The following is a 17,360-nucleotide window of genomic DNA, read 5'->3' on the forward strand; positions in this document are numbered from 1 at the left end:
GCGCCGGGCCGGTGAACACCGTGGCACCCGCCGCCGTAAGGGAGGAGGGCGCTCGACGTCCGGAGGCCCCCGCGGCGGCGACGCCGCGCGGTCGGGTTCGGGAGCACACGCATGAGGCACGCACGACGACGCATCGTCCGGCGCGCGGCACGGCTGGCGGCCGTCGGCGGGCTGCTGCTCGGGGGGACGATGGTCACCCGGGCGGTGGCGAGCGAACCCCCCGGCCCGTCCGCCGCGCCGGGCACCCTCGCGCGGGCCGCGTCCGGCGCCGGTGCCGGTCTCGTGGCCCGGCTGGGCGGCGACCGTACGGCGGGGCACTGGGTCGATGCCGACGGGCGGCCGGTCGTCGCGGTGACGGACGGGTCCACGGCCGAGGCGGTGCGGCGGGCCGGTGCCACGGCGAAGGTGGTGCGGCACAGTATGACCGAGCTGAGGTCGGCGGCCGCGACGCTGCGTTCGGCACCCCGGGTGCCCGGTACGGCGTGGGCGCTGGACTACCGGTCGAACGAGGTGGTGGTGCGTGGTGACCGCACGGTCTCCGGGGCCGACTGGTCGCGGCTGACGGGTGTCGCGGAGGGGATCGGCGGGTTCGTGCGCATGGAGCGCACCGAGGGCGTGTTCACCACCCGCCTGAACGGGGCGGAGCCGATCCTGTCCACGGCGGGACGCTGCTCGGCGGGGTTCAACGTGACCGACGGCACGAGCGATTTCATCCTGACCGCCGGCCACTGCGGGCCGACGGGTTCCGTCTGGTTCGGTGACGGCAAGGGGGACCGCCAGATCGGCACGACGGTCGCCGGGAGCTTCCCCGGGGACGACTTCTCGCTGGTCGAGTACGCGGGCGGCAGGGCGGGGGACGCCGCCGACGTGGTGGCGGTCGGCGGCGGCAAGGGCGTACGGATCACGGGGACGGGTGAGCCCGCGGTCGGGCAGCGGGTGTTCCGCAGCGGGAGCACCAGCGGGCTGCGGGAAGGCCGGGTGACGGCGCTGGACGCGACGGTCAACTACCCGGAGGGGACGGTCACCGGCCTCATCGAGACGGATGTGTGCGCCGAACCCGGGGACAGCGGCGGGCCGATGTTCTCCGAGGGTGTCGCGCTCGGCGTGACGTCGGGCGGCAGCGGTGACTGCGCCAAGGGCGGGACGACGTTCTTCCAGCCGCTGCCGGAGGCCATGGCGGCGCTGGGGGTCCGGCTCGTCGTCTCCGGCCGGGAGGGTGCCGCGGCGGGCACCTCGGCGCCCCCGGCGACGGGCGCCGCGGGGGCGGGAGCTTCGGCTGCGGGAGCGTCGGGTGCGGGAGCGTCGGCCCCGGTGACCGGCGCCGGCGGCACGCCCCTGCTCGCCCGGCTCACGGACCGCCGGAACGTCGGCCCGGGACTGCTGGTGGTCGCGGGCAGTCTGGTGGCGCTGGTGGCCACGCGGTGGATCCGTACGGAACAGGACCGCAAGGCCTACCGGCGGCAGTACTCGGCGACGTGGAACTGATCCGGGCCGGTACGAGGGCCGGCCCGTGAATGCTGCCGACAGGCCGGGGCGGGAGGTCGCGGCGCGCGGCTCAGGCGGCGGTGGCGGACTCCGGGGCCGCGTTGGCCCACTCCATGACGAGCCGCTGGTACTCCGCGCGCTGCTCGACGCTCAGTGTCCCGCCCGACCTGAGCCACAGGGCCCGGATCTCCTCGTTGACCTCGGCAGCCGATCGCTCGGAGGAGGGTTCAACAGTGGTGGACATGATGTGAAGCATACGGCGCCCGGCGTGAAGACGATGTGAGTAATCACGAGCCAAGCGGACATATCGGACCGTGTTACTGATCACGTCGATCTTCCCATCTGTCAAGACCCACGGGCGAGTTAGTTCCCGCCGGATGTGTCCTGCCGCACACGGCCCGCCTCGCCCCGGACGGTGGGGCGCCGCGGCGCGAGCCGGGCGCCCCCGTCCGTCAGGTGCCCGGCTTGCGGCCGTAGACGTAGACGTCGTCGCCCTTCTTCAGCAGCGACCAGTACTTCTTGGCGTCGGCCTTCCTCATGTTGACGCAGCCGTGCGAGCCCGGCGGGTTCCACATGCCGACGCCCACGGAGTGGAAGGCCTGGCCCCCGTCGAAGAACTGGCTGTAGGGCATCGGCACGTGGTAGATCGTCGAGACGTGGTCGATGTTGCGCCAGTAGACCTTCTTCAGACCGGTGCGGGTCTCGTAGCCGTCGCGCCCGGTGCGCACCGGGACCGGCCCGTACACCAGCTTCTTGCCGTCCTGGATCCAGCTCAGCTGGAGGCTGAGGTCGACGCAGGCGATACGGCCCTTGTTGGTGGGGCACTTGCCGGACCTGTTCGGATTCTTCCCGACGGCCTTCTGCTTCGTCATGAGGTCCATCACCCCCCACGTGATCGGCCCCGCGTAGCCGGCATTGGGCGTGATGCCGTGCTTCGTCTGGAAGGCACGGATGGCCTTGCAGTCGGCGGTCGACTGCTTGCCGTCGGCCTTGCGGCCGAGGAACTTCTCCACCTTCTTCTGGTACGGGCCCGCCTTCGCGGTGCAGCTCGCGGCCTGGGCCGGTGCCGCCGTGAGCGCGAGTGTGAGCGGTGCCACCAGTGCGGTGAGCCCGAGAGCGACGGCTCCCCTTCTGCGTACGTCCCCCATGGCCGTCGTGCCTTTCGCGTCGAGGCGGTGCGCCGAGTGGAGGGTCGCCTTCGTGCGATCCCGGCCTGCTAGACCGCCGTCCGGCGGCTTTGGTTGCGCACCGCCCGCCGCCGCGACGAAACAGTGACAAAGACCACCGGGCCGCCCTTGCCCACGGGTCCGGTCAGTCCGTCCCGTCCGGCTCCCGCACGGCCCGTCGGAAGCCCGTGTTGACGGCGGTCAGGCCGCCGTCGACGACGAGGGTGGTGCCGGTGATCCAGGAGGCGTCGTGCGAGGCGAGGAAGGCGACGGCCGCCGCGATGTCCTCGGGCTCGCCGACCCGGCCCAGCGGGTAGAGCCCCCGCACCGCCGAGAGCTCCTCGTCCCGCCCCTCCCAGGCCGTGGTGCGCACCGTGCCCGGCGTCACGAGGTTGACCCGGACACCGCGCGGCGCCGCGTGCCCGGCGAGGGTGCGGGTCAGCGAGGCGAGCCCGGCCTTGGCAGCGCTGTAGGCGTGGTTGCCGAAGTCCTGGACCCCGTTGACGGAGCCGATGCCGACGATCGCGCCGCGTCCGGAGGCGGCGAGGTGGGGCAGCGCGGCCCGGCAGCAGCGGTAGGCGCCGGTGAGGGTGACGTCGAGGTCGCGGGCCCAGACCTCGTCCGGCTCGTCCTCGAAGAGCGGAACGTCGGGCGTGCAGGCGTAGGCGTTGTTGACCAGCACGTCCAGCCCGCCGAAGGTGTCCACCGCGTGGGCGACGCACGCCTCGACGGACGCCCGGTCCTGCACGTCGCAGGCGAACGCCTCGACGGTCAGGCCCTGTTCCGTCAGGTGCGCCGCCGTGCGCCGCGCCGCGTCGAGGTCCACGTCGGTCAGCAGCACCCGGGCCCCCTCCGTGGCGAGCCGGCGCGCGGTGGCCGCGCCGATGCCCCGGGCCGCGCCCGTCACGAGTGCCGTGTGGTCGGTGAAACGCCTGGTGTCCGTCATGGGCCAGACGGTAGTACCGCGACGATCACGGGGGCAGATACCGTGCGGCCATGTCCGCGTTCCTCCAGCAACTCCCCGCACTGATAGGCGTCGTCATCGGCGCGCTCGGTTCCTACCTCGCCGTGGTCCGCGGTGACCGGGCACGGCACCGGCGGGAACGGGAGGCCCACTGGCAGGAGCGGCGGTTCACGGCGTACGCGGACTACGCGCGGGCGGTGAAGACGTCCGTGACCCTGGCCTACCGGGGGGCGTCCGCACTCGGTCTGGATCCGCACCCGCATCCGCTCCGGCCCCGGGAGGCCGACGTCTCGATGGCCGAGGCCACGGCGGCCCGCGACCCCTACTGGGAGGCCCTGCTCCTGCTGGGCAGCCCCGAGGTGGTGGACAAGGCCCGGGCCTGGGTCGTCGTCCTCATGGACATGGAGCGGCTCGTACGCGACGGGTCCCGCGATCGTCCGGCGTGGCGGGACCTGCTCGAACGGCAGCGCGTCGCGCGGGCGGACTACTACTCCGCCGTACGGGCCGACCTGGGTCTGCCCACCGGTCATTCCGCCCGTCTGCCCCTGCCGGCGCTCAGCGATACCCCGTGACGTCGGCGGGCTTGTCCGGGTCCTGGACCTCGACGAGGTAGCGCCAGGCGTCCGGGCGGCTGCCGTCGAGGTCGGTGAAGCCGTACTCCCGGGCGAGGCCGCCGCTGGAGAGGGACTGGCCGTTGAAGCGTGCCACGCCCGGGTCGGCGGCGAGGGCGGTGATCGCGCGGCCGACGTAGCGGGGCGTCTCGGAGATGGCGAAGTGGGGGACGCGGTCGAGGGCGTCGCGCCAGTTCTCCTCGCGTACGCCGAAATGGTCGAGCATCATCTCCGAGCGCAGCCATCCGGGGGTCACCGCGACCGCCGTGGCGCCGCGGGGTCCCAGTTCGTGCCCGAGGGAGAAGGCCATCCGCAGGACGGACGTCTTGGCGAGGTCGTAGAAGAACGAGTTGCGGTAGTGGTCGCGGTTGTAGGCGTCGGTGCCGTCGGTGACCTCGACGACCAGTCCGCCGGGGCGGCGCAGCAGCAGCGGCAGGGCGTGGTGGCTGGTGACGGCGTGGGTCTCGACGGCGAGCCGCAGGAGCCTCAGGCCGTTGTCGAGGTTGTGCTCCCAGACGGGGCTGTCCCACTCGAAGAGGTGCTCGCCGCCCCAGATGTCGTTGACCAGGACGTCGAGGCGGGCCTGTTCGCTGGCGATGCGGTCGACGAGGCCGGCGACCTGTGCCGGGTCGAGGTGGTCGACGGGTACGGCGATGCCGTGGCCGCCCGCCTCGGTGACCAGGTCGGCGGTGTCCTCGACGGTCTCGGGGCGGTCGTACTCCGAGCGCCGGGCGCGGGTGCTGCGTCCGGTGACGTAGACGGTGGCGCCGGCCGCGCCCAGTTCGACGGCGATGCCCCGTCCCGCGCCGCGGGTCGCCCCGGCGACCAGTGCGACCCTGCCCGCCAGCGGACCCTTCGGTGATCCTGTCATGTCCGGCTTCCGTTCCTCTCCCTCACGTCCCGCACGGGTACATGTCCCGCGCGGGCGATGTCGTGTTCGAGGGTGCCTCGGAAGCCGGACATCTTCTGTCACCTTTACCGCGCGTGTCCGGGGCGGTCGCGAGGGCGGACCGCCCCGGGCGGGTCAGTGTCCGCGCTTGATCCACTCCTCCAGGTGCGGGGCCTCGGCGCCGATGGTCGTGGAGTCGCCGTGGCCGGTGCGGACCTCCGTCTCGGGCGGGAGGACCAGCAGCTTGTCCCGGATCGAGTCGATGATCGTCGGGAAGTGGGAGTAGGAGCGCCCGGTCGCGCCGGGTCCGCCCTGGAAGAGGGTGTCGCCGGTGAAGACGGTGCCGAGACCGGGGTCGTAGAGGCAGACCGCGCCGGGTGCGTGTCCCGGGGTGTGCAGGACGGTCAGGTCGGCGCCTGCGGCCTCGATGACGAGGTCGTCGGTCAGCCAGGCGTCCGGGTCCCGGTCGGGGTGGGTCTGCCGCCACAGGGGCAGGTCGTCGCGGTGCAGCCAGATGGTGGCGCCGGTGCGCTCGGCGAGCGCGGGGGCGGCTCCCACGTGGTCGTTGTGGGCGTGGGTGCACACGATGGCGGTGAGCCGCCGGTCCCCGACGGCTTCGGCGATGGCGTCGGCGTCGTGGGCGGCGTCGATGACGACGACCTCGTGGTCGTCGCCGACGAGCCAGACGTTGTTGTCGACGTCCCAGGTGCCGCCGTCGAGGCTGAACTGTCCCGAGGTGACGAGGTGTTCGATGCGAGGGGCCATCAGAGCACCACCACCGAGCGCAGCACGTCGCCGGCGTGCATGCGGTCGAAGGCCTGCTCCACCTGATCGAGGCGGATGGTCTCGGTGACGAACTTGCCGAGGTCCAGGCGGCCCTGGAGGTGGAGGTCGATGAGCATCGGGAAGTCGCGGGAGGGCAGGCAGTCGCCGTACCAGGAGGACTTGAGCGAGCCGCCGCGGCCGAACACGTCCAGGAGCGGCAGCTCCAGCTTCATCTCGGGGGTCGGGACGCCGACGAGAACGACGGTGCCGGCCAGGTCGCGGGCGTAGAACGCCTGTCGGTAGGTCTCCGGGCGGCCGACGGCCTCGATGACGACGTCGGCGCCGAAGCCGCCGGTCAGTTCGCGGATCGCCTCGACGGGGTCGGTCTCGCGGGAGTTGACGGTGTGGGTGGCGCCCATGGAGCGGGCGGTCTCCAGCTTGCGGTCGTCGATGTCCACGGCGATGACCTTCGACGCGCCCGCCAGGAAGGCCCCGGCGATCGCCGCGTCGCCGACGCCGCCGCAGCCGATGACGGCGACGGAGTCCCCGCGGCCGACGTTGCCGGTGTTGATGGCGGCGCCGATGCCGGCCATCACGCCGCAGCCGAGGAGCCCGGCCACCTCGGCGGAGACGCCCGGGTCGACCTTGGTGCACTGTCCGGCGGCGACCAGGGTCTTCTCGGCGAAGGCGCCGATGCCGAGGGCCGGGGAGAGCTCCTGGCCGGTCGAGGCCAGGGTCATCTTCTGCTCGGCGTTGTGGGTGTCGAAGCAGTACCAGGGCCGGCCGCGCAGACAGGCCCGGCACTTGCCGCAGACGGCACGCCAGTTGAGGATCACGAAGTCGCCGGGGGCGACGTCGGTGACGCCGGCGCCGACCGACTCGACCACGCCCGCGGCCTCGTGCCCGAGCAGGAAGGGGAACTCGTCGTTGATGCCGCCCTGCTTGTAGTGCAGGTCGGTGTGGCACACCCCGCAGGCCTGGATCTTGACCACGGCCTCGCCCGGGCCGGGGTCCGGCACGACGATCGTCTCGATCCGTACCGGCTCGTCCTTGCCCGGCGCGATCACACCGCGTACTTCCTGCGCCATGTTCCTGACCCCTTCGTCGGCCGTTCAGCGTTCCCCCAGACCCTACGCGCCAGTGATCGGAAAGGGGCAGGTGACAGGGCGGTTCCCGGGGTGCGACCGAGCGCGGGCGCCCGGGCGGCACGGGCACCCGTACACCGGCGGTCCGGGCGGCCGGGCGCCGACGTAGCCTGAGTGCCCCGTCCACGTGCCGAAGGAGCGACGTGACCACCGCAGAGCCGGAGACCGGTACACCAGCCTGGCGGCTGCTGCTGTCCTACGTACGGCCGCATCGCACGGCCCTGTTCGCGGGCGCCCTGCTCTCCCTGGTCACCGGCGCGACGGGGCTGTTGCTGCCGCTGGTGGCACGGGAGCTGATCGACGACCTGTCGCACGACCGGGCCATCACCGGGGCGCTGCTGGCCATGTCGGGGCTGGTGGTCGCCAACACGGCGCTGGGAGCGCTGGGTTCGTACGTGCTGCGGCGCACCGCGGAGTCGGTGGTGCTCGGGGCGCGGCGGACGCTGTCGTCGTATCTGCTGCGGCTGCGCATCACGGCCGTGGACCGCACCGAGCCCGGTGATCTGATGGCCCGGATCACCTCCGACACGACGCTGCTTCGCGAGGTCACCACCGACTCCCTCATCGGCCTCGGCACCGGCGGGCTCACGCTGGTGGCGACGCTGGTGATGATGGGCGTCGTCGATCCGGTGCTGCTCGGGGTGACGCTGGCGGTGGTCGTGGGGGCGGGCACGGTGCTGGGTCTGATCGTGCCCCGGATCAACCGCGCGAGCCGGCAGGCGCAGGACGCGGTGGGTGTGATGGGCGCCGCGCTGGAGCGCATCCTCGGGGCGCTGCGCACGGTGAAGGCGTCGGGCGCGGAACCCCGGGAGGAGCGGACGCTGCACGAGGCCGCGGAGGAGTCCTGGCGGCAGAGTGTGCGCGCCGCCAAGTGGTCGGCGGCCGCGGGCAACACGGCGGGGCTGGCGATGCAGAGCGCCTTCATCACGGTGCTCGCGGTGGGCGGTGCCCGGGTGGCGACGGGGGCGATCGACGTGGGCACGCTGGTCGCGTTCCTGCTGTTCGTCTTCTATCTGATGTCCCCGATCCAGCAGGTCGTCGGCGCGATCACGCAGTACCAGACGGGCCGTGCCGCGCTGGGCCGGATCCAGGACGCGCTGCGCCTGCCCGCGGAGCCGCCGGCCCGGCCGGTCCCGCTGCCCTCGCCCGGCGAGCGGCCGGCGTCCGTCGCCTTCCGCGACGTCCGCTTCCGCTATTCCGACGATGCGCCGTACATCCATCACGGGGTGAGCTTCGAGGTGCCGGCCCGGGGGATGACGGCGTTCGTCGGCCCGTCCGGCGCGGGCAAGACCACGGTCTTCTCCCTGATCGAGCGGTTCTACGACCCGGTCGCCGGGGAGATCACGCTGGACGGCCGGAGCCTCGGGGAGTGGGAACTGGCCGCGCTGCGGGCCGCGATCGGTTACGTGGAGCAGGATGCCCCGGTGCTGTCCGGTTCGCTGCGGGACAATCTGCTGCTGGGCCACCCGGAGGCGGACGAGGGCGCCCTCACCACCGTGCTGAAGACGACGCGTCTCGACGGTCTGGTGGAACGGCTGCCGAACGGGCTGGAGACGCTGGTCGGCCACCGCGGCACCAAGCTGTCGGGGGGCGAGCGCCAGCGGGTCGCCATCGCCCGGGCGCTGCTGCGCCGTCCCCGGCTGCTGCTGCTCGACGAGGCCACCTCGCAGCTGGACGCGGTCAACGAGGCGGCGCTGCGCGACACGGTGACGGAGGTGGCCCGGACGACCACGGTGCTGGTCGTCGCGCACCGGCTGTCGACGGTGACGACGGCCGACCGGATCGTGGTGATGGACGCGGGGCGGGTCCGCGCGGTCGGCACACACCGGGAACTGGTGACCGCCGATCCGCTGTACGCGGAGCTGGCGGCCACCCAGTTTCTGGCGACCGGCGGCTGAGGGGCGTCAGCCCAGGGCGGGGACGACTCCGAAGACGGGCGAGACCAGGCCGGTGACCTGCTGGAGCTGCTGGAGGTCCTGCAGCCGGTGCAGCTGCTGGGACGGGAGCGGCATCCGCGCCCGGTCCTCGGCGGGCATGTCACCGACCGCGAGTGTGTCGAGGGTGTTCGTCACGCTGAGCTTCTCCGTGCCCAGCGGGCTCCCGCCTGCCGCGCTCGCCATCGGGGCGGCGAGACCGGTGACGCCGGCGGCGAGCCCGACAACGGCGACGATACGTCGTGTTGAGATCATGTGCTGAGCAACGCGGGCGGTCCGGGCCCGGACACGGGCGGGCGCCCGCGCTCACCCGTGAGGACCAGTGTCCCGGTCGTCGTTGCCATGGGCGCCGGGACGGAGGAAGCTCGAAGGGAGAGGGCCGAGACGGCCCGTTCCGGCTCCGGGCCGCGGCCTTCGGCATCCGAAGGAGGTCGTCATGAGCACCACGGCAGGCCCCGGCTTCGACATCGAAGCACTGCGCCGGGGCATCGAAGGAGAGACGGCGGCACCGCTGTCGTCGCTGTACGCGCGGGACGCGGAGGTCCGCGTCGTCGACCGGTACGACCAGCCGAGCCGCCCCAAGGTCCTGCACGGCCGGGACCAGATCGCCGAGATGCTCGACGACGTCTACAGCCGTGACATGACCCACCGGATGGCGCGCTGCGTCGTCCAGGGCGACCAGGCAGCGTTCACCGAGGAGTGCACCTACCCGGACGGGGTGCGGGTCCTCGCCGAGTCGATGCTGTCGCTGCGGGACGGTGAGATCGTCGAGCAGACCATGATCCAGGCCTGGGACGAGTAGTCCGGGACCTTGGGGACGACCGGGTCCGGCGGTGCACGGCTCCCGGACCCGGGGCGGGTCCGGTCAGCCCTCCGGGCGCGGGCCGGGTGGGCGCAGGACGGCCAGGAGCTGGGCGACCAGTTCGTCGACGACCTCGTCGAGGGTCGCGTCCACCCAGCCGGCGCTGTAGTCGTGCAGCAGGCCGTTGACCCCGCCGATGAACGCCGTGGCGGCGAGCCGGTAGTCGCGGTGTGCCGCTTCCCCGCGCAGGACGGCCGTGCGGGCCTCGGCGCGGATGAGGTCGACCCAGCGTGCGCGGCGGGCCAGCCGCTGCTCCTCCAGGCGCGGACTGACGCCGATGATCTCCACGAAGGTGATGCGGACGCGGCGCGGATCGGCGGTGACGTTGCCGGCGTAGGCGCGGAAGATCACGGCGGCGCGGTCGGGGAGCGGCAGGTCCTGGGTGCGGGCGGCGGCGGTGCGGACGGCTGCCTCGGCCCAGTCGTTGACCTGGAGGTGGAGCGCGGCGAGCACGTCCTCCAGGGTGCGGAACTCCTCGTAGAACTGCCGGGTGGACAGCCCGGCGGCCTCGCTGAGGGCGGCCACCGTGGTGGCCCGGTAGCCGGGGGTGTCGCCGAACAGCTGGAGGGCCGCGTCGAGGAAGCGCCGGCGGCGCTCGGCCTGGCGCTGCGCGGCCGACTTGCCGCCGTAGCGGCCCGTCGGCGCCCTGAGCCTGCCCGTCATCGGCTCCCCCTCCCTCCGCGTCGTCAACTCCCCGCCGTTCCGACGATTTTGTCGTGTCCGCGGCCTTGTGGAGAAGGGCGCTCTTTCCTTACTTTGCAGTAAGTTCACTCTGAAAGCGGCTGTGTTCAGATTGCGCGCTCCAGTGCTCCAGTGCTCCAGCACCCTTTCGCTCCAGCACCCCCACACCACGCCCCCTGCCGGAGGAGAGCAGCATGCCCGCGTTCACGACCAGGCACCTCGGCGCCGTCGCCGCCGCCCTCGCCCTCACCCTCGCCGCCCCGGCCGCCACCGCCTCGGCCGCGCCCGGGTCCCGCGCCGACCTGCGCGAGGTGATGTTCGTCGGCAACAACTGGGACGGCACCGCGGACGTCATCCGGTCCACCGGCGACTTCGCACGGATCGGCCGGATCGACGTCGTCCCGGACCGGGCGGAGCGGATGGCGGAGATCAACGCCGATCCGATCAGGTGGATCTACTTCCAGGCCATCCGCAACGGCGTCGGCGAGGGCCACGACCAGCTCGTCGACGACATGTACTCGACTCCGGACGGCGCCTCGGTGGTCGTCTCCCGGCCGAGCTTCGCCGACGTGGTCTCCGTCGACCTCGCCACCGGCGACATCAACTGGCGCTTCCCGGTCTCGGGATACCGCTCCGACCACATGGCGGTCTCCCCCGACGGCACCCGGGTGGCGGTGTCGGCGTCGACCTCGAACACCGTGCACGTCCTGGACATCGAGACCGGTGAGCAGGTCGGCTCGTTCGCCACCGGCGACAAGCCGCACGAGAACATCTTCACCGGCGACGGCAAGTACATCTGGAACATGTCCATCGGCGAGGTGAACACCGCGCTCGACGCGCCCTGGCTCGACTGGACGAAGGGCGACCGGCGCATCACGGTCGTGGACGCGACGACGTACGAGCGGGTCAGGGTCGTCGACATGCGCGAGCGGCTCGACGCGATCGGCCTGGGCGACCACTCGGACGCGGTGCGGCCCGCGGTCTTCTCGCCCGACGAGTCCAAGCTGTACTTCCAGGTCTCGTTCTTCAACGGCTTCTTCGAGTACGACGTCGCCACCGACCGGATCACCCGGACCAAGACCCTGCCGAAGAACCCCGCCACGAGTGAGGACCGCACCACCTGGGTCAACGACTCACGGCACCACGGCCTGTCCATGAGCCCGGACGGCGCCAAGATCTGCGTCGCGGGCACGATGGACGACTACGCGACGGTCGTCGACCGCGGGACGCTCCGGGAGGGGCCGCTGGTGCCCGTCGCCAAGCCGTACTGGGCCACGGTCAGCGGCGACGGCAGGCACTGCGTGGTCTCCGAGAGCGGCGCCGACCGGATCACCGCCATCGACTTCGCCACCGGGGAGAAGTCGGTGTCCGTCCCCGTGGGCGACCACCCGCAGCGGGTCCGCGTCGGCCGGGTGGCGGCGGACTGGTCGGGTCCGTCGGCCCGCTGAGGCGGCCGTGCGGCCGGCGCCCGGCATGTCGTCCTCGCCCGCGTGTGTGAACGGGCCCGGCAGGGGTAGTCGCCCGGCAACGGACGAGGCATGCATGCCCTCGACAGCACCACCCCCGGAAGGAGGTCCGTGACAGCGCACTCCAGAAGAAGCGCCCGGACCGCTTCCTCCGACACGGAGCGGCCCGGTCCGCACCGGGCGGCGTCCTCAGGGGCGCCGCCCGCCTCTTCTTCCGCCCGCCCTCAGCGCGGCGGCAGCCGGTGCAGCTCGACGTTCCCGAGCCGGCCGTCGGCGACCGTGCCGGTCATGTAGGTGCGGTACGGCTGACGGCGACGGTCCGTGGGCGAGCCCGGGTTGAGCAGCCGCAGACCCGTGGCGGCCGTGGTGTCCCAGGGGATGTGGCTGTGTCCGAAGACGAGGACGTCCAGGTCGGGGAAGCGGGCGGCGCAGCGCGCCTCGCGTCCCCTGGCGGCGCCGGTCTCGTGCACGACGCCGAGGCGCAGGCCGCCCAGGTCCGCATACGCCACTTCGGGCAGCCGGGCGCACAGTGCGGGTCCGTCGTTGTTGCCGTACACCCCGACGAGGCGGCGGCTGCGGCTCTCCAGCAGGTCGAGGGTGGCCGTGTCGACCCAGTCCCCCGCGTGCAGGACGACGTCGGCGCGCGGGAGTTCCGCCAGCAGCGGCGCCGGCAGTTCCTTCGCACGCTTGGGCAGGTGGGTGTCGGACGTGATCAGCAGACGCACCCGGTCCAGTTTAATCGGCAGGCAGAACCGTGCAGTCCCGCCGGCCGGTGTCGGTCCGGCACCGGCCTCGACGTCCGGCTGCGCCGCCGCCGCGCGACCCGGATGGTGCTGTCCGGCCGGCCGCCGCGCGTCAGCCCACGTCGGTGCGCCGCTTGAGCGGCTCCCACCAGGACCGGTTGTCCCGGTACCAGGCGACGGTCTCCGCCAGGCCGGCGGCGAAGTCGCGCCGCGGGCGGTAGCCCAGCTCCTCGCGGGCCCTGGTCCAGTCGACCGCGTAGCGCAGGTCGTGGCCCTTGCGGTCCTCCACGTGCGTGATGCGGTCCGGGCCCGCGCCGCAGGCGTCCAGGAGCAGGCCGGTGAGCTCGCGGTTGCTCAACTCCGTGCCGCCGCCGATGTTGTAGACCCGACCGGCCCGGCCCCGGGTGCGTACGAGGTCGATGCCCAGGCAGTGGTCGTCGACGTGCAGCCAGTCGCGGACGTTGCGTCCGTCCCCGTACAGCGGGACCCGGCGGCCGTCCAGGAGGTGGGTGACGAACAGCGGCACGAGCTTCTCGGGGAACTGGCGCGGGCCGTAGTTGTTGGAGCACCGGGTCACCCGTACGTCGAGGCCGTGGGTGCGGTGGCAGGAGAGGGCCAGCAGGTCGCCCGACGCCTTCGACGCGGCGTACGGGGAACTCGGCCGCAGCGGATGCTCCTCGGTCGCCGAGCCGGACTCCAGGGAGCCGTAGACCTCGTCGGTGGAGACGTGCACGAAGGGCCCCACACCGTGGCGCAGTGCGGCGTCCAGCAGGTTCTGGGTGCCGACGACGTTCGTCAGGACGAAGTCGGACGCGGCGTGGATCGAGCGGTCCACATGGGACTCGGCGGCGAAGTGCACCACCTGGTCCGCCTCGGCCGTCAGCCGGTCGACGAGCGCCGCGTCGCGGATGTCACCGTGCACGAACTCCAGCCGGGGGTGGCCGATCTCGAGGTTGGCGGTGGTCCCGGCGTAGGTCAGGGAGTCCAGGACGGTGATCCGCGGTGCCCGCGGCCCGTCGGCGGCGAGGAGCGTCCGGACGTACCGGGAGCCGATGAATCCGGCGGCGCCGGTGACCAGGATGTTCATGCGCGGTTCAGTGCCTTGCTGCGGTGGGGGCGGAGCGGTGCGAAGGGCGGAGTGCGGCGGGGGCGGAGTGCCTGTGACGCTACCGGCCGGTGCTTCGCCGCCCGTCACCGGCCCGGAACGCGCACCGCGCCGGCACCAAGGCCGGCGCGCTGGGCGGTGTCACCACCCTCGGGGCTCGCTCAGTCCTCGCCCCGGACGATGTTCGACTCCTGGCCCGGTTGCGGTGCGCGGGTGGCGCTGCCGTCCTCTACGGCCGGCACGCAGGTGCGCATCACGCTCCTGCTCCGCAGCCGGCGGGCCTTCGACCACCCGGTCTCCAGCCGACGGACAGCGGGTTTGCCGCTGGTCTCCGTGGTCACGAGGCATCATCTTCCTTCTGGTCCTGCTCGTCCTTCTGGCTCCGCGCCTGACGCGCTCGCCCTGCCGGGTCCCCGGACGGGGCGCCGTGAAACCCGGGCCCGCGCGTGTCCCGCGGCGCCTACGGGTTCGGCCGGGCCACGCTGATGTCGCCCAGCGCCGACTCCGGATCGCGCTCCATGGCCAGGTCGCCGAGGGAGACGATGCCGACCGGGTGGCCGTCGTCGACGACCGGGACCCGGCGCACCGCGTGCGCGCGCATCAGCTCGACGGCGTGGCCCTGCTCCTCGTCCGGCCGTACGGTCACCATGTCGTCGCTGCACGCCCCCGCCACGGTGGTCTGCTCCGGGTCACCGCCCTCGGCGAGGTCCCGGTCGGGTCGCCGGTCATGATGTCGCGGACGTACTGGCTCATGGGGCACTCCTCGGTTCTCCCGGATCGCTCAGTCGTGGTGCGACCGCGCGGGTACCCGGCGTCGCGCCGCCCGCACCTCGGCGGCCGCGGTGACGGCCGGAGCGGCGCGGGACATGTTCAGGCGCCGCCCACCGGGATCTCGCTCCACACCTGCTTGCCCCCGCTGACCGGCAGCGTCCCCCAGGTCGCCGACATCGCCTCGACCAGGAGGATGCCGCGTCCGCCGGTGGCCTCCCAGCCGATGCTGGTCGGTTTGACGGGCGTACGCGGCGAGGCGTCGGCGACCGCGACGCGCAGCCTGCCGCTGATCAGGGTGAGGTCGAGCCGCACCTTGCCGTCGGTGTGCACGAGGGCGTTGGTGACCAGCTCGGAGACGATCAGCAGGACGCCGTCGACGGTGTCGTCCGGCACGCCCCAGGAGCGCAGGGTGCGCCGGGTGAAGCGGCGGGCGTGCCGCACGGCCTCGGGCAGCCGCCACACCGACCAGCTCTCCCGCAGCGGGCGCAGGGCCATGCCGTCGTAGCGCACCAGCAGCAGGGCCACGTCGTCGTTGCGGCGGGCGTTGCCGAGCAGGGCGTCGGCGACGAGCCCGAGGTGGCCCGGGGCGGAGACGGCCAGCGCGTGCGCGAACCGGTCCATCCCCTCGTCGATGTCGGACTCCGGCGTCTCCACGAGGCCGTCCGTGGTGAGGGCGATCAGCGTGCCGGGGCGCAGCCGCAGCGGGCTCATCGGGAAGTCGGCCTGCGTCACCACGCCGAGCGGCGGGCCGCCCTCCACCTCGGCGATCTCGGTGCTGCCGTCGGGGTGGCGCAGCACCGGCGGCAGGTGTCCCGCCCGCACGCACCAGGCGGAGCCCTCCTCCATGTCGAGGTCGACGTAGACGCAGGTGGCGAAGAGGTCGGTCTCCATGCCGGTCAGCAGCCGGTTGGCGTGGGAGACCACCACGTCCGGCGGATGGCCCTCGACGGCGTAGGCGCGCAGGGCGGTGCGCATCTGGCCCATGAGGGTGGCCGCGCCGGCGCTGTGCCCCTGTACGTCGCCGATGACGAGGGCGACGTGGTGGTCGGGCAGCGGGATCACGTCGTACCAGTCGCCGCCGAGCTCGAGTCCGGCCGTGCTGGGCAGGTAGCGGGCGACGGCGACCGCGCCGGGCAGTTTGGGCAGCCGGCGCGGCAGCAGCTGGCGCTGGAGCATGCCGACCAGTTCGTGCTCGGCGTCGAAGGCGTGGGCGCGCATCAGGGCCTGCCCGGCCAGGCCCGCGGAGGCGGTGAGCAGGGCGCGTTCGTCGGGGCCGAAGTCGTGCGGAGCGTCCCAGCCGATCAGGCAGGCACCGGCCACGCGTCCGCCGGCGGGCAGCGGCAGTACGGCGAGGCCGCCGGGGCCGACGTCGGCGAGGGCCGGCTCCAGGTCGCCGGTGCCGGCGGGCCAGATCCTGGCGCGTCCCTCGCGCAGCGCGGCGGCGAGGGTGGGCATGGCCCGTACCGGTGCGTCCGGCCACTCGGTGCGCCATTCCAGGCGCCACAGCTCGGGCCAGGACTCGGGGTCGGGCGGGTCGAGGACGGTGACGACGAGCCGGTCGTTCTCCAGCTCGGCCAGCGCGATCCGGTCGGCCCTGAGCGGTCTGCGCAGGGCGGCGACGACGGCCTGGCTGACGTCGCGGACGGTCCCGGCGGTGGCCAGCGCGGCGGCGAGCCGCTGGACGCGGGCGACGTCGGTCACGTCCGGGCGCAGGGTGGAGGCGTCGGCGACGGTCCCCACCAGGCGGGCGGGCCGGCCGTCGCCGCCGGGCAGCAGGCGTCCGCTGAGCCGCAGCCACTTCGGCGGGCCGGTGGGCTGGAGCACCCGGAACTCCAGCTCGCGCTCGCCGATCGTCATGTGGTCGGACTCGGTCACCGACATCAGCGACGGCAGGTCCTCCGGCACGGTGAGGCCGAGCAGCGTCTCGACCTTGCCGTCGAATTCCCCGGGGGCGAGGCCGAACAGGCGCAGGATGTCGTCGCCGACCTCCGCGCGGCCGGTGTCCATGGCCAGGGTGAAGGCGTCCGGCTGGAGGGCACCGGACTCGGGGGTGCCGACGGCCTCGGCCGGGGCGGGGCAGGTCATGGCCCCGGCGATCAGTCCGAGGCACTCTCGGTCGTCGGCGTCGAATCCGTCCGGGCGCTCGGTCAGGACGAGCAGGCAGCCGCCGCCGTCCCCGCGCACCGGCAGGACGGCCAGCGAGAAGCCGCTGGACGGCACGTGCCGGGACTCCGCCGATCCGGCGAACTCCTCCGGTCCGATCCACACCGTCTCGCCCCCGCGGTGGGCGTCGGCGACCGGGGAGCCGCCCTCCGCGGGATAGCTGTCGCGGACGCCGTACAGGGTGCGCGGCACACCGGCCGACGCGACCAGGCAGAGCAGGTCGCGGTCGTCGCCGGGCGTGTACAGCGCGGCCAGGGAGGCGCCCGCGAAGACCAGCGTCTGCTCGAGGATCCCGCGCAGCCGCTCCTCCGGCCCCGGCGCTGCCGCGATCGCCTTCAGGGCACCCTCGGCACGCAGCGCCCTCGGTCCGCGTTCCGCAGTGCCCTCTTCGACCACGTCGCCATTACAGCGCTTATGGGACATGTGCGCAGCCCCTACGGATCGGCTACCGGCGATCGGGGGCACATCGGGGGCTCACGGACGGACGCTGCGCGCCGCCGGGCGGGTGCGGGCGGATCCCTTCCGGTGGCACGGGGCGGACACGCGTCGCGCGTCGCCGATACGCGGTGCGGACCGCCGACCCCTCCCGTCGGGTGCCGGGGCGGCGGTC

Annotated in this window: 17 protein-coding genes and 1 pseudogene; 5 read left to right on the forward strand and 13 right to left on the reverse strand. The window is 73.3% G+C overall.

What is annotated here, in order from left to right:
- The first annotated feature begins 111 nt into the window (after positions 1-111).
- Positions 112-1,485 carry a S1 family peptidase gene (locus tag OHA99_RS01980; RefSeq protein ID WP_153176429.1) on the forward strand — a complete coding sequence of 458 codons (1,374 nt, stop codon included), beginning with the start codon at positions 112-114 and terminating at the stop codon, positions 1,483-1,485.
- A 70-nt stretch (positions 1,486-1,555) separates the two neighbouring features.
- Here the strand turns inward: OHA99_RS01980 and OHA99_RS01985 are convergent, their stop codons facing one another.
- The 3 genes from OHA99_RS01985 to OHA99_RS01995 form a co-directional block, all read right to left on the reverse strand.
- Positions 1,556-1,741, reverse strand: a complete 186-nt coding sequence (locus tag OHA99_RS01985) for a hypothetical protein (protein WP_153176430.1) — start codon at positions 1,739-1,741, stop codon at positions 1,556-1,558.
- A gap of 196 nt (positions 1,742-1,937) precedes the next feature.
- A complete protein-coding gene (locus OHA99_RS01990; RefSeq protein WP_153176431.1) occupies positions 1,938-2,633 on the reverse strand; it encodes a L,D-transpeptidase family protein in 696 nt (231 codons plus the stop codon).
- 163 nt (positions 2,634-2,796) lie between these two features.
- On the reverse strand, positions 2,797-3,597 hold the full coding sequence (locus OHA99_RS01995) for an SDR family NAD(P)-dependent oxidoreductase (protein ID WP_153176432.1): 801 nt from the start codon (positions 3,595-3,597) through the stop codon (positions 2,797-2,799).
- Positions 3,598-3,647: 50 nt separating this feature from the next.
- Here OHA99_RS01995 and OHA99_RS02000 point away from each other — a divergent pair, with 50 nt between their 5' ends.
- The gene (locus OHA99_RS02000) at positions 3,648-4,187 is read left to right on the forward strand and encodes a hypothetical protein (protein WP_405693644.1); all 540 of its coding nucleotides are present in this window, start codon (positions 3,648-3,650) and stop codon (positions 4,185-4,187) included.
- On the opposite strand, the gene OHA99_RS02005 is transcribed toward OHA99_RS02000, so the two are convergent.
- From OHA99_RS02005 to OHA99_RS02015, 3 genes are all read right to left on the reverse strand, one after another.
- A complete protein-coding gene (locus OHA99_RS02005; protein ID WP_153176434.1) occupies positions 4,171-5,097 on the reverse strand; it encodes an SDR family oxidoreductase in 927 nt (308 codons plus the stop codon). The genes OHA99_RS02000 and OHA99_RS02005 overlap by 17 nt on opposite strands.
- Before the next feature lie 153 nt (positions 5,098-5,250).
- A complete protein-coding gene (locus OHA99_RS02010; protein WP_153176435.1) occupies positions 5,251-5,880 on the reverse strand; it encodes an MBL fold metallo-hydrolase in 630 nt (209 codons plus the stop codon).
- Positions 5,880-6,968: an S-(hydroxymethyl)mycothiol dehydrogenase gene (locus tag OHA99_RS02015; RefSeq protein ID WP_153176436.1), complete on the reverse strand. Its 1,089-nt coding sequence runs from the start codon at positions 6,966-6,968 to the stop codon at positions 5,880-5,882. The genes OHA99_RS02010 and OHA99_RS02015 overlap by 1 nt, the downstream gene beginning before the upstream one ends.
- Before the next feature lie 200 nt (positions 6,969-7,168).
- On the opposite strand from OHA99_RS02015, the gene OHA99_RS02020 reads away from it, so the two are divergent.
- Positions 7,169-8,923: an ABC transporter ATP-binding protein gene (locus OHA99_RS02020; RefSeq protein WP_405693647.1), complete on the forward strand. Its 1,755-nt coding sequence runs from the start codon at positions 7,169-7,171 to the stop codon at positions 8,921-8,923.
- Positions 8,924-8,929: 6 nt separating this feature from the next.
- Here OHA99_RS02020 and OHA99_RS02025 read toward each other — a convergent pair whose 3' ends face one another.
- Complete coding sequence (locus OHA99_RS02025) at positions 8,930-9,214, reverse strand: hypothetical protein (RefSeq protein ID WP_153176438.1); 285 nt, start codon at positions 9,212-9,214, stop codon at positions 8,930-8,932.
- A gap of 181 nt (positions 9,215-9,395) precedes the next feature.
- Between OHA99_RS02025 and OHA99_RS02030 the strand changes: the two genes are divergently transcribed.
- Positions 9,396-9,761 (forward strand): nuclear transport factor 2 family protein, encoded by a 366-nt coding sequence (locus tag OHA99_RS02030; protein ID WP_405693648.1) that lies wholly within the window; start codon positions 9,396-9,398, stop codon positions 9,759-9,761.
- A 63-nt stretch (positions 9,762-9,824) separates the two neighbouring features.
- On the opposite strand, the gene OHA99_RS02035 is transcribed toward OHA99_RS02030, so the two are convergent.
- Positions 9,825-10,484 (reverse strand): TetR/AcrR family transcriptional regulator, encoded by a 660-nt coding sequence (locus tag OHA99_RS02035; RefSeq protein ID WP_153176440.1) that lies wholly within the window; start codon positions 10,482-10,484, stop codon positions 9,825-9,827.
- A gap of 212 nt (positions 10,485-10,696) precedes the next feature.
- Between OHA99_RS02035 and OHA99_RS02040 the strand changes: the two genes are divergently transcribed.
- Complete coding sequence (locus OHA99_RS02040; RefSeq protein ID WP_405693650.1) at positions 10,697-11,950, forward strand: YncE family protein; 1,254 nt, start codon at positions 10,697-10,699, stop codon at positions 11,948-11,950.
- Positions 11,951-12,192: 242 nt separating this feature from the next.
- Here OHA99_RS02040 and OHA99_RS02045 read toward each other — a convergent pair whose 3' ends face one another.
- The 5 genes and pseudogenes from OHA99_RS02045 to OHA99_RS02065 form a co-directional block, all read right to left on the reverse strand.
- Complete coding sequence (locus OHA99_RS02045) at positions 12,193-12,693, reverse strand: metallophosphoesterase family protein (protein ID WP_405693652.1); 501 nt, start codon at positions 12,691-12,693, stop codon at positions 12,193-12,195.
- A 130-nt stretch (positions 12,694-12,823) separates the two neighbouring features.
- Positions 12,824-13,798 (reverse strand): dTDP-glucose 4,6-dehydratase, encoded by a 975-nt coding sequence (rfbB, locus tag OHA99_RS02050; protein WP_153176443.1) that lies wholly within the window; start codon positions 13,796-13,798, stop codon positions 12,824-12,826.
- Positions 13,799-13,977: 179 nt separating this feature from the next.
- A complete protein-coding gene (locus OHA99_RS02055; RefSeq protein WP_153176444.1) occupies positions 13,978-14,157 on the reverse strand; it encodes a hypothetical protein in 180 nt (59 codons plus the stop codon).
- 119 nt (positions 14,158-14,276) lie between these two features.
- Positions 14,277-14,528: pseudogene (locus OHA99_RS02060) on the reverse strand (CBS domain-containing protein); the annotation flags it as partial.
- A gap of 158 nt (positions 14,529-14,686) precedes the next feature.
- Complete coding sequence (locus OHA99_RS02065; protein ID WP_153176445.1) at positions 14,687-17,173, reverse strand: SpoIIE family protein phosphatase; 2,487 nt, start codon at positions 17,171-17,173, stop codon at positions 14,687-14,689.
- Between the last annotated feature and the right edge of the window lie 187 nt (positions 17,174-17,360).

Origin of the sequence: Streptomyces coelicoflavus (genome assembly GCF_045041415.1) — a bacterium.
GTDB classification, from domain to species: Bacteria; Actinomycetota; Actinomycetes; order Streptomycetales; family Streptomycetaceae; genus Streptomyces; species Streptomyces coelicoflavus.

Bases quoted from the DNA above. Each gene is read 5' to 3' on its own strand.
- OHA99_RS02025 (WP_153176438.1), bottom strand. From the start codon at position 9,214: ATGATCTCAACACGACGTATCGTCGCCGTTGTCGGGCTCGCCGCCGGC.
- OHA99_RS02065 (WP_153176445.1), bottom strand. From the start codon at position 17,173: ATGTCCCATAAGCGCTGTAATGGCGACGTGGTCGAAGAGGGCACTGCG.
- OHA99_RS02040 (WP_405693650.1), top strand. From the start codon at position 10,697: ATGCCCGCGTTCACGACCAGGCACCTCGGCGCCGTCGCCGCCGCCCTC.
- OHA99_RS02030 (WP_405693648.1), top strand. From the start codon at position 9,396: ATGAGCACCACGGCAGGCCCCGGCTTCGACATCGAAGCACTGCGCCGG.
- OHA99_RS02000 (WP_405693644.1), top strand. From the start codon at position 3,648: ATGTCCGCGTTCCTCCAGCAACTCCCCGCACTGATAGGCGTCGTCATC.
- OHA99_RS02010 (WP_153176435.1), bottom strand. From the start codon at position 5,880: ATGGCCCCTCGCATCGAACACCTCGTCACCTCGGGACAGTTCAGCCTC.
- OHA99_RS01995 (WP_153176432.1), bottom strand. From the start codon at position 3,597: ATGACGGACACCAGGCGTTTCACCGACCACACGGCACTCGTGACGGGC.
- OHA99_RS02015 (WP_153176436.1), bottom strand. From the start codon at position 6,968: ATGGCGCAGGAAGTACGCGGTGTGATCGCGCCGGGCAAGGACGAGCCG.
- OHA99_RS02035 (WP_153176440.1), bottom strand. From the start codon at position 10,484: ATGACGGGCAGGCTCAGGGCGCCGACGGGCCGCTACGGCGGCAAGTCG.
- OHA99_RS01985 (WP_153176430.1), bottom strand. From the start codon at position 1,741: ATGCTTCACATCATGTCCACCACTGTTGAACCCTCCTCCGAGCGATCG.
- OHA99_RS02005 (WP_153176434.1), bottom strand. From the start codon at position 5,097: ATGACAGGATCACCGAAGGGTCCGCTGGCGGGCAGGGTCGCACTGGTC.
- OHA99_RS01980 (WP_153176429.1), top strand. From the start codon at position 112: ATGAGGCACGCACGACGACGCATCGTCCGGCGCGCGGCACGGCTGGCG.
- OHA99_RS01990 (WP_153176431.1), bottom strand. From the start codon at position 2,633: ATGGGGGACGTACGCAGAAGGGGAGCCGTCGCTCTCGGGCTCACCGCA.
- rfbB (WP_153176443.1), bottom strand. From the start codon at position 13,798: ATGAACATCCTGGTCACCGGCGCCGCCGGATTCATCGGCTCCCGGTAC.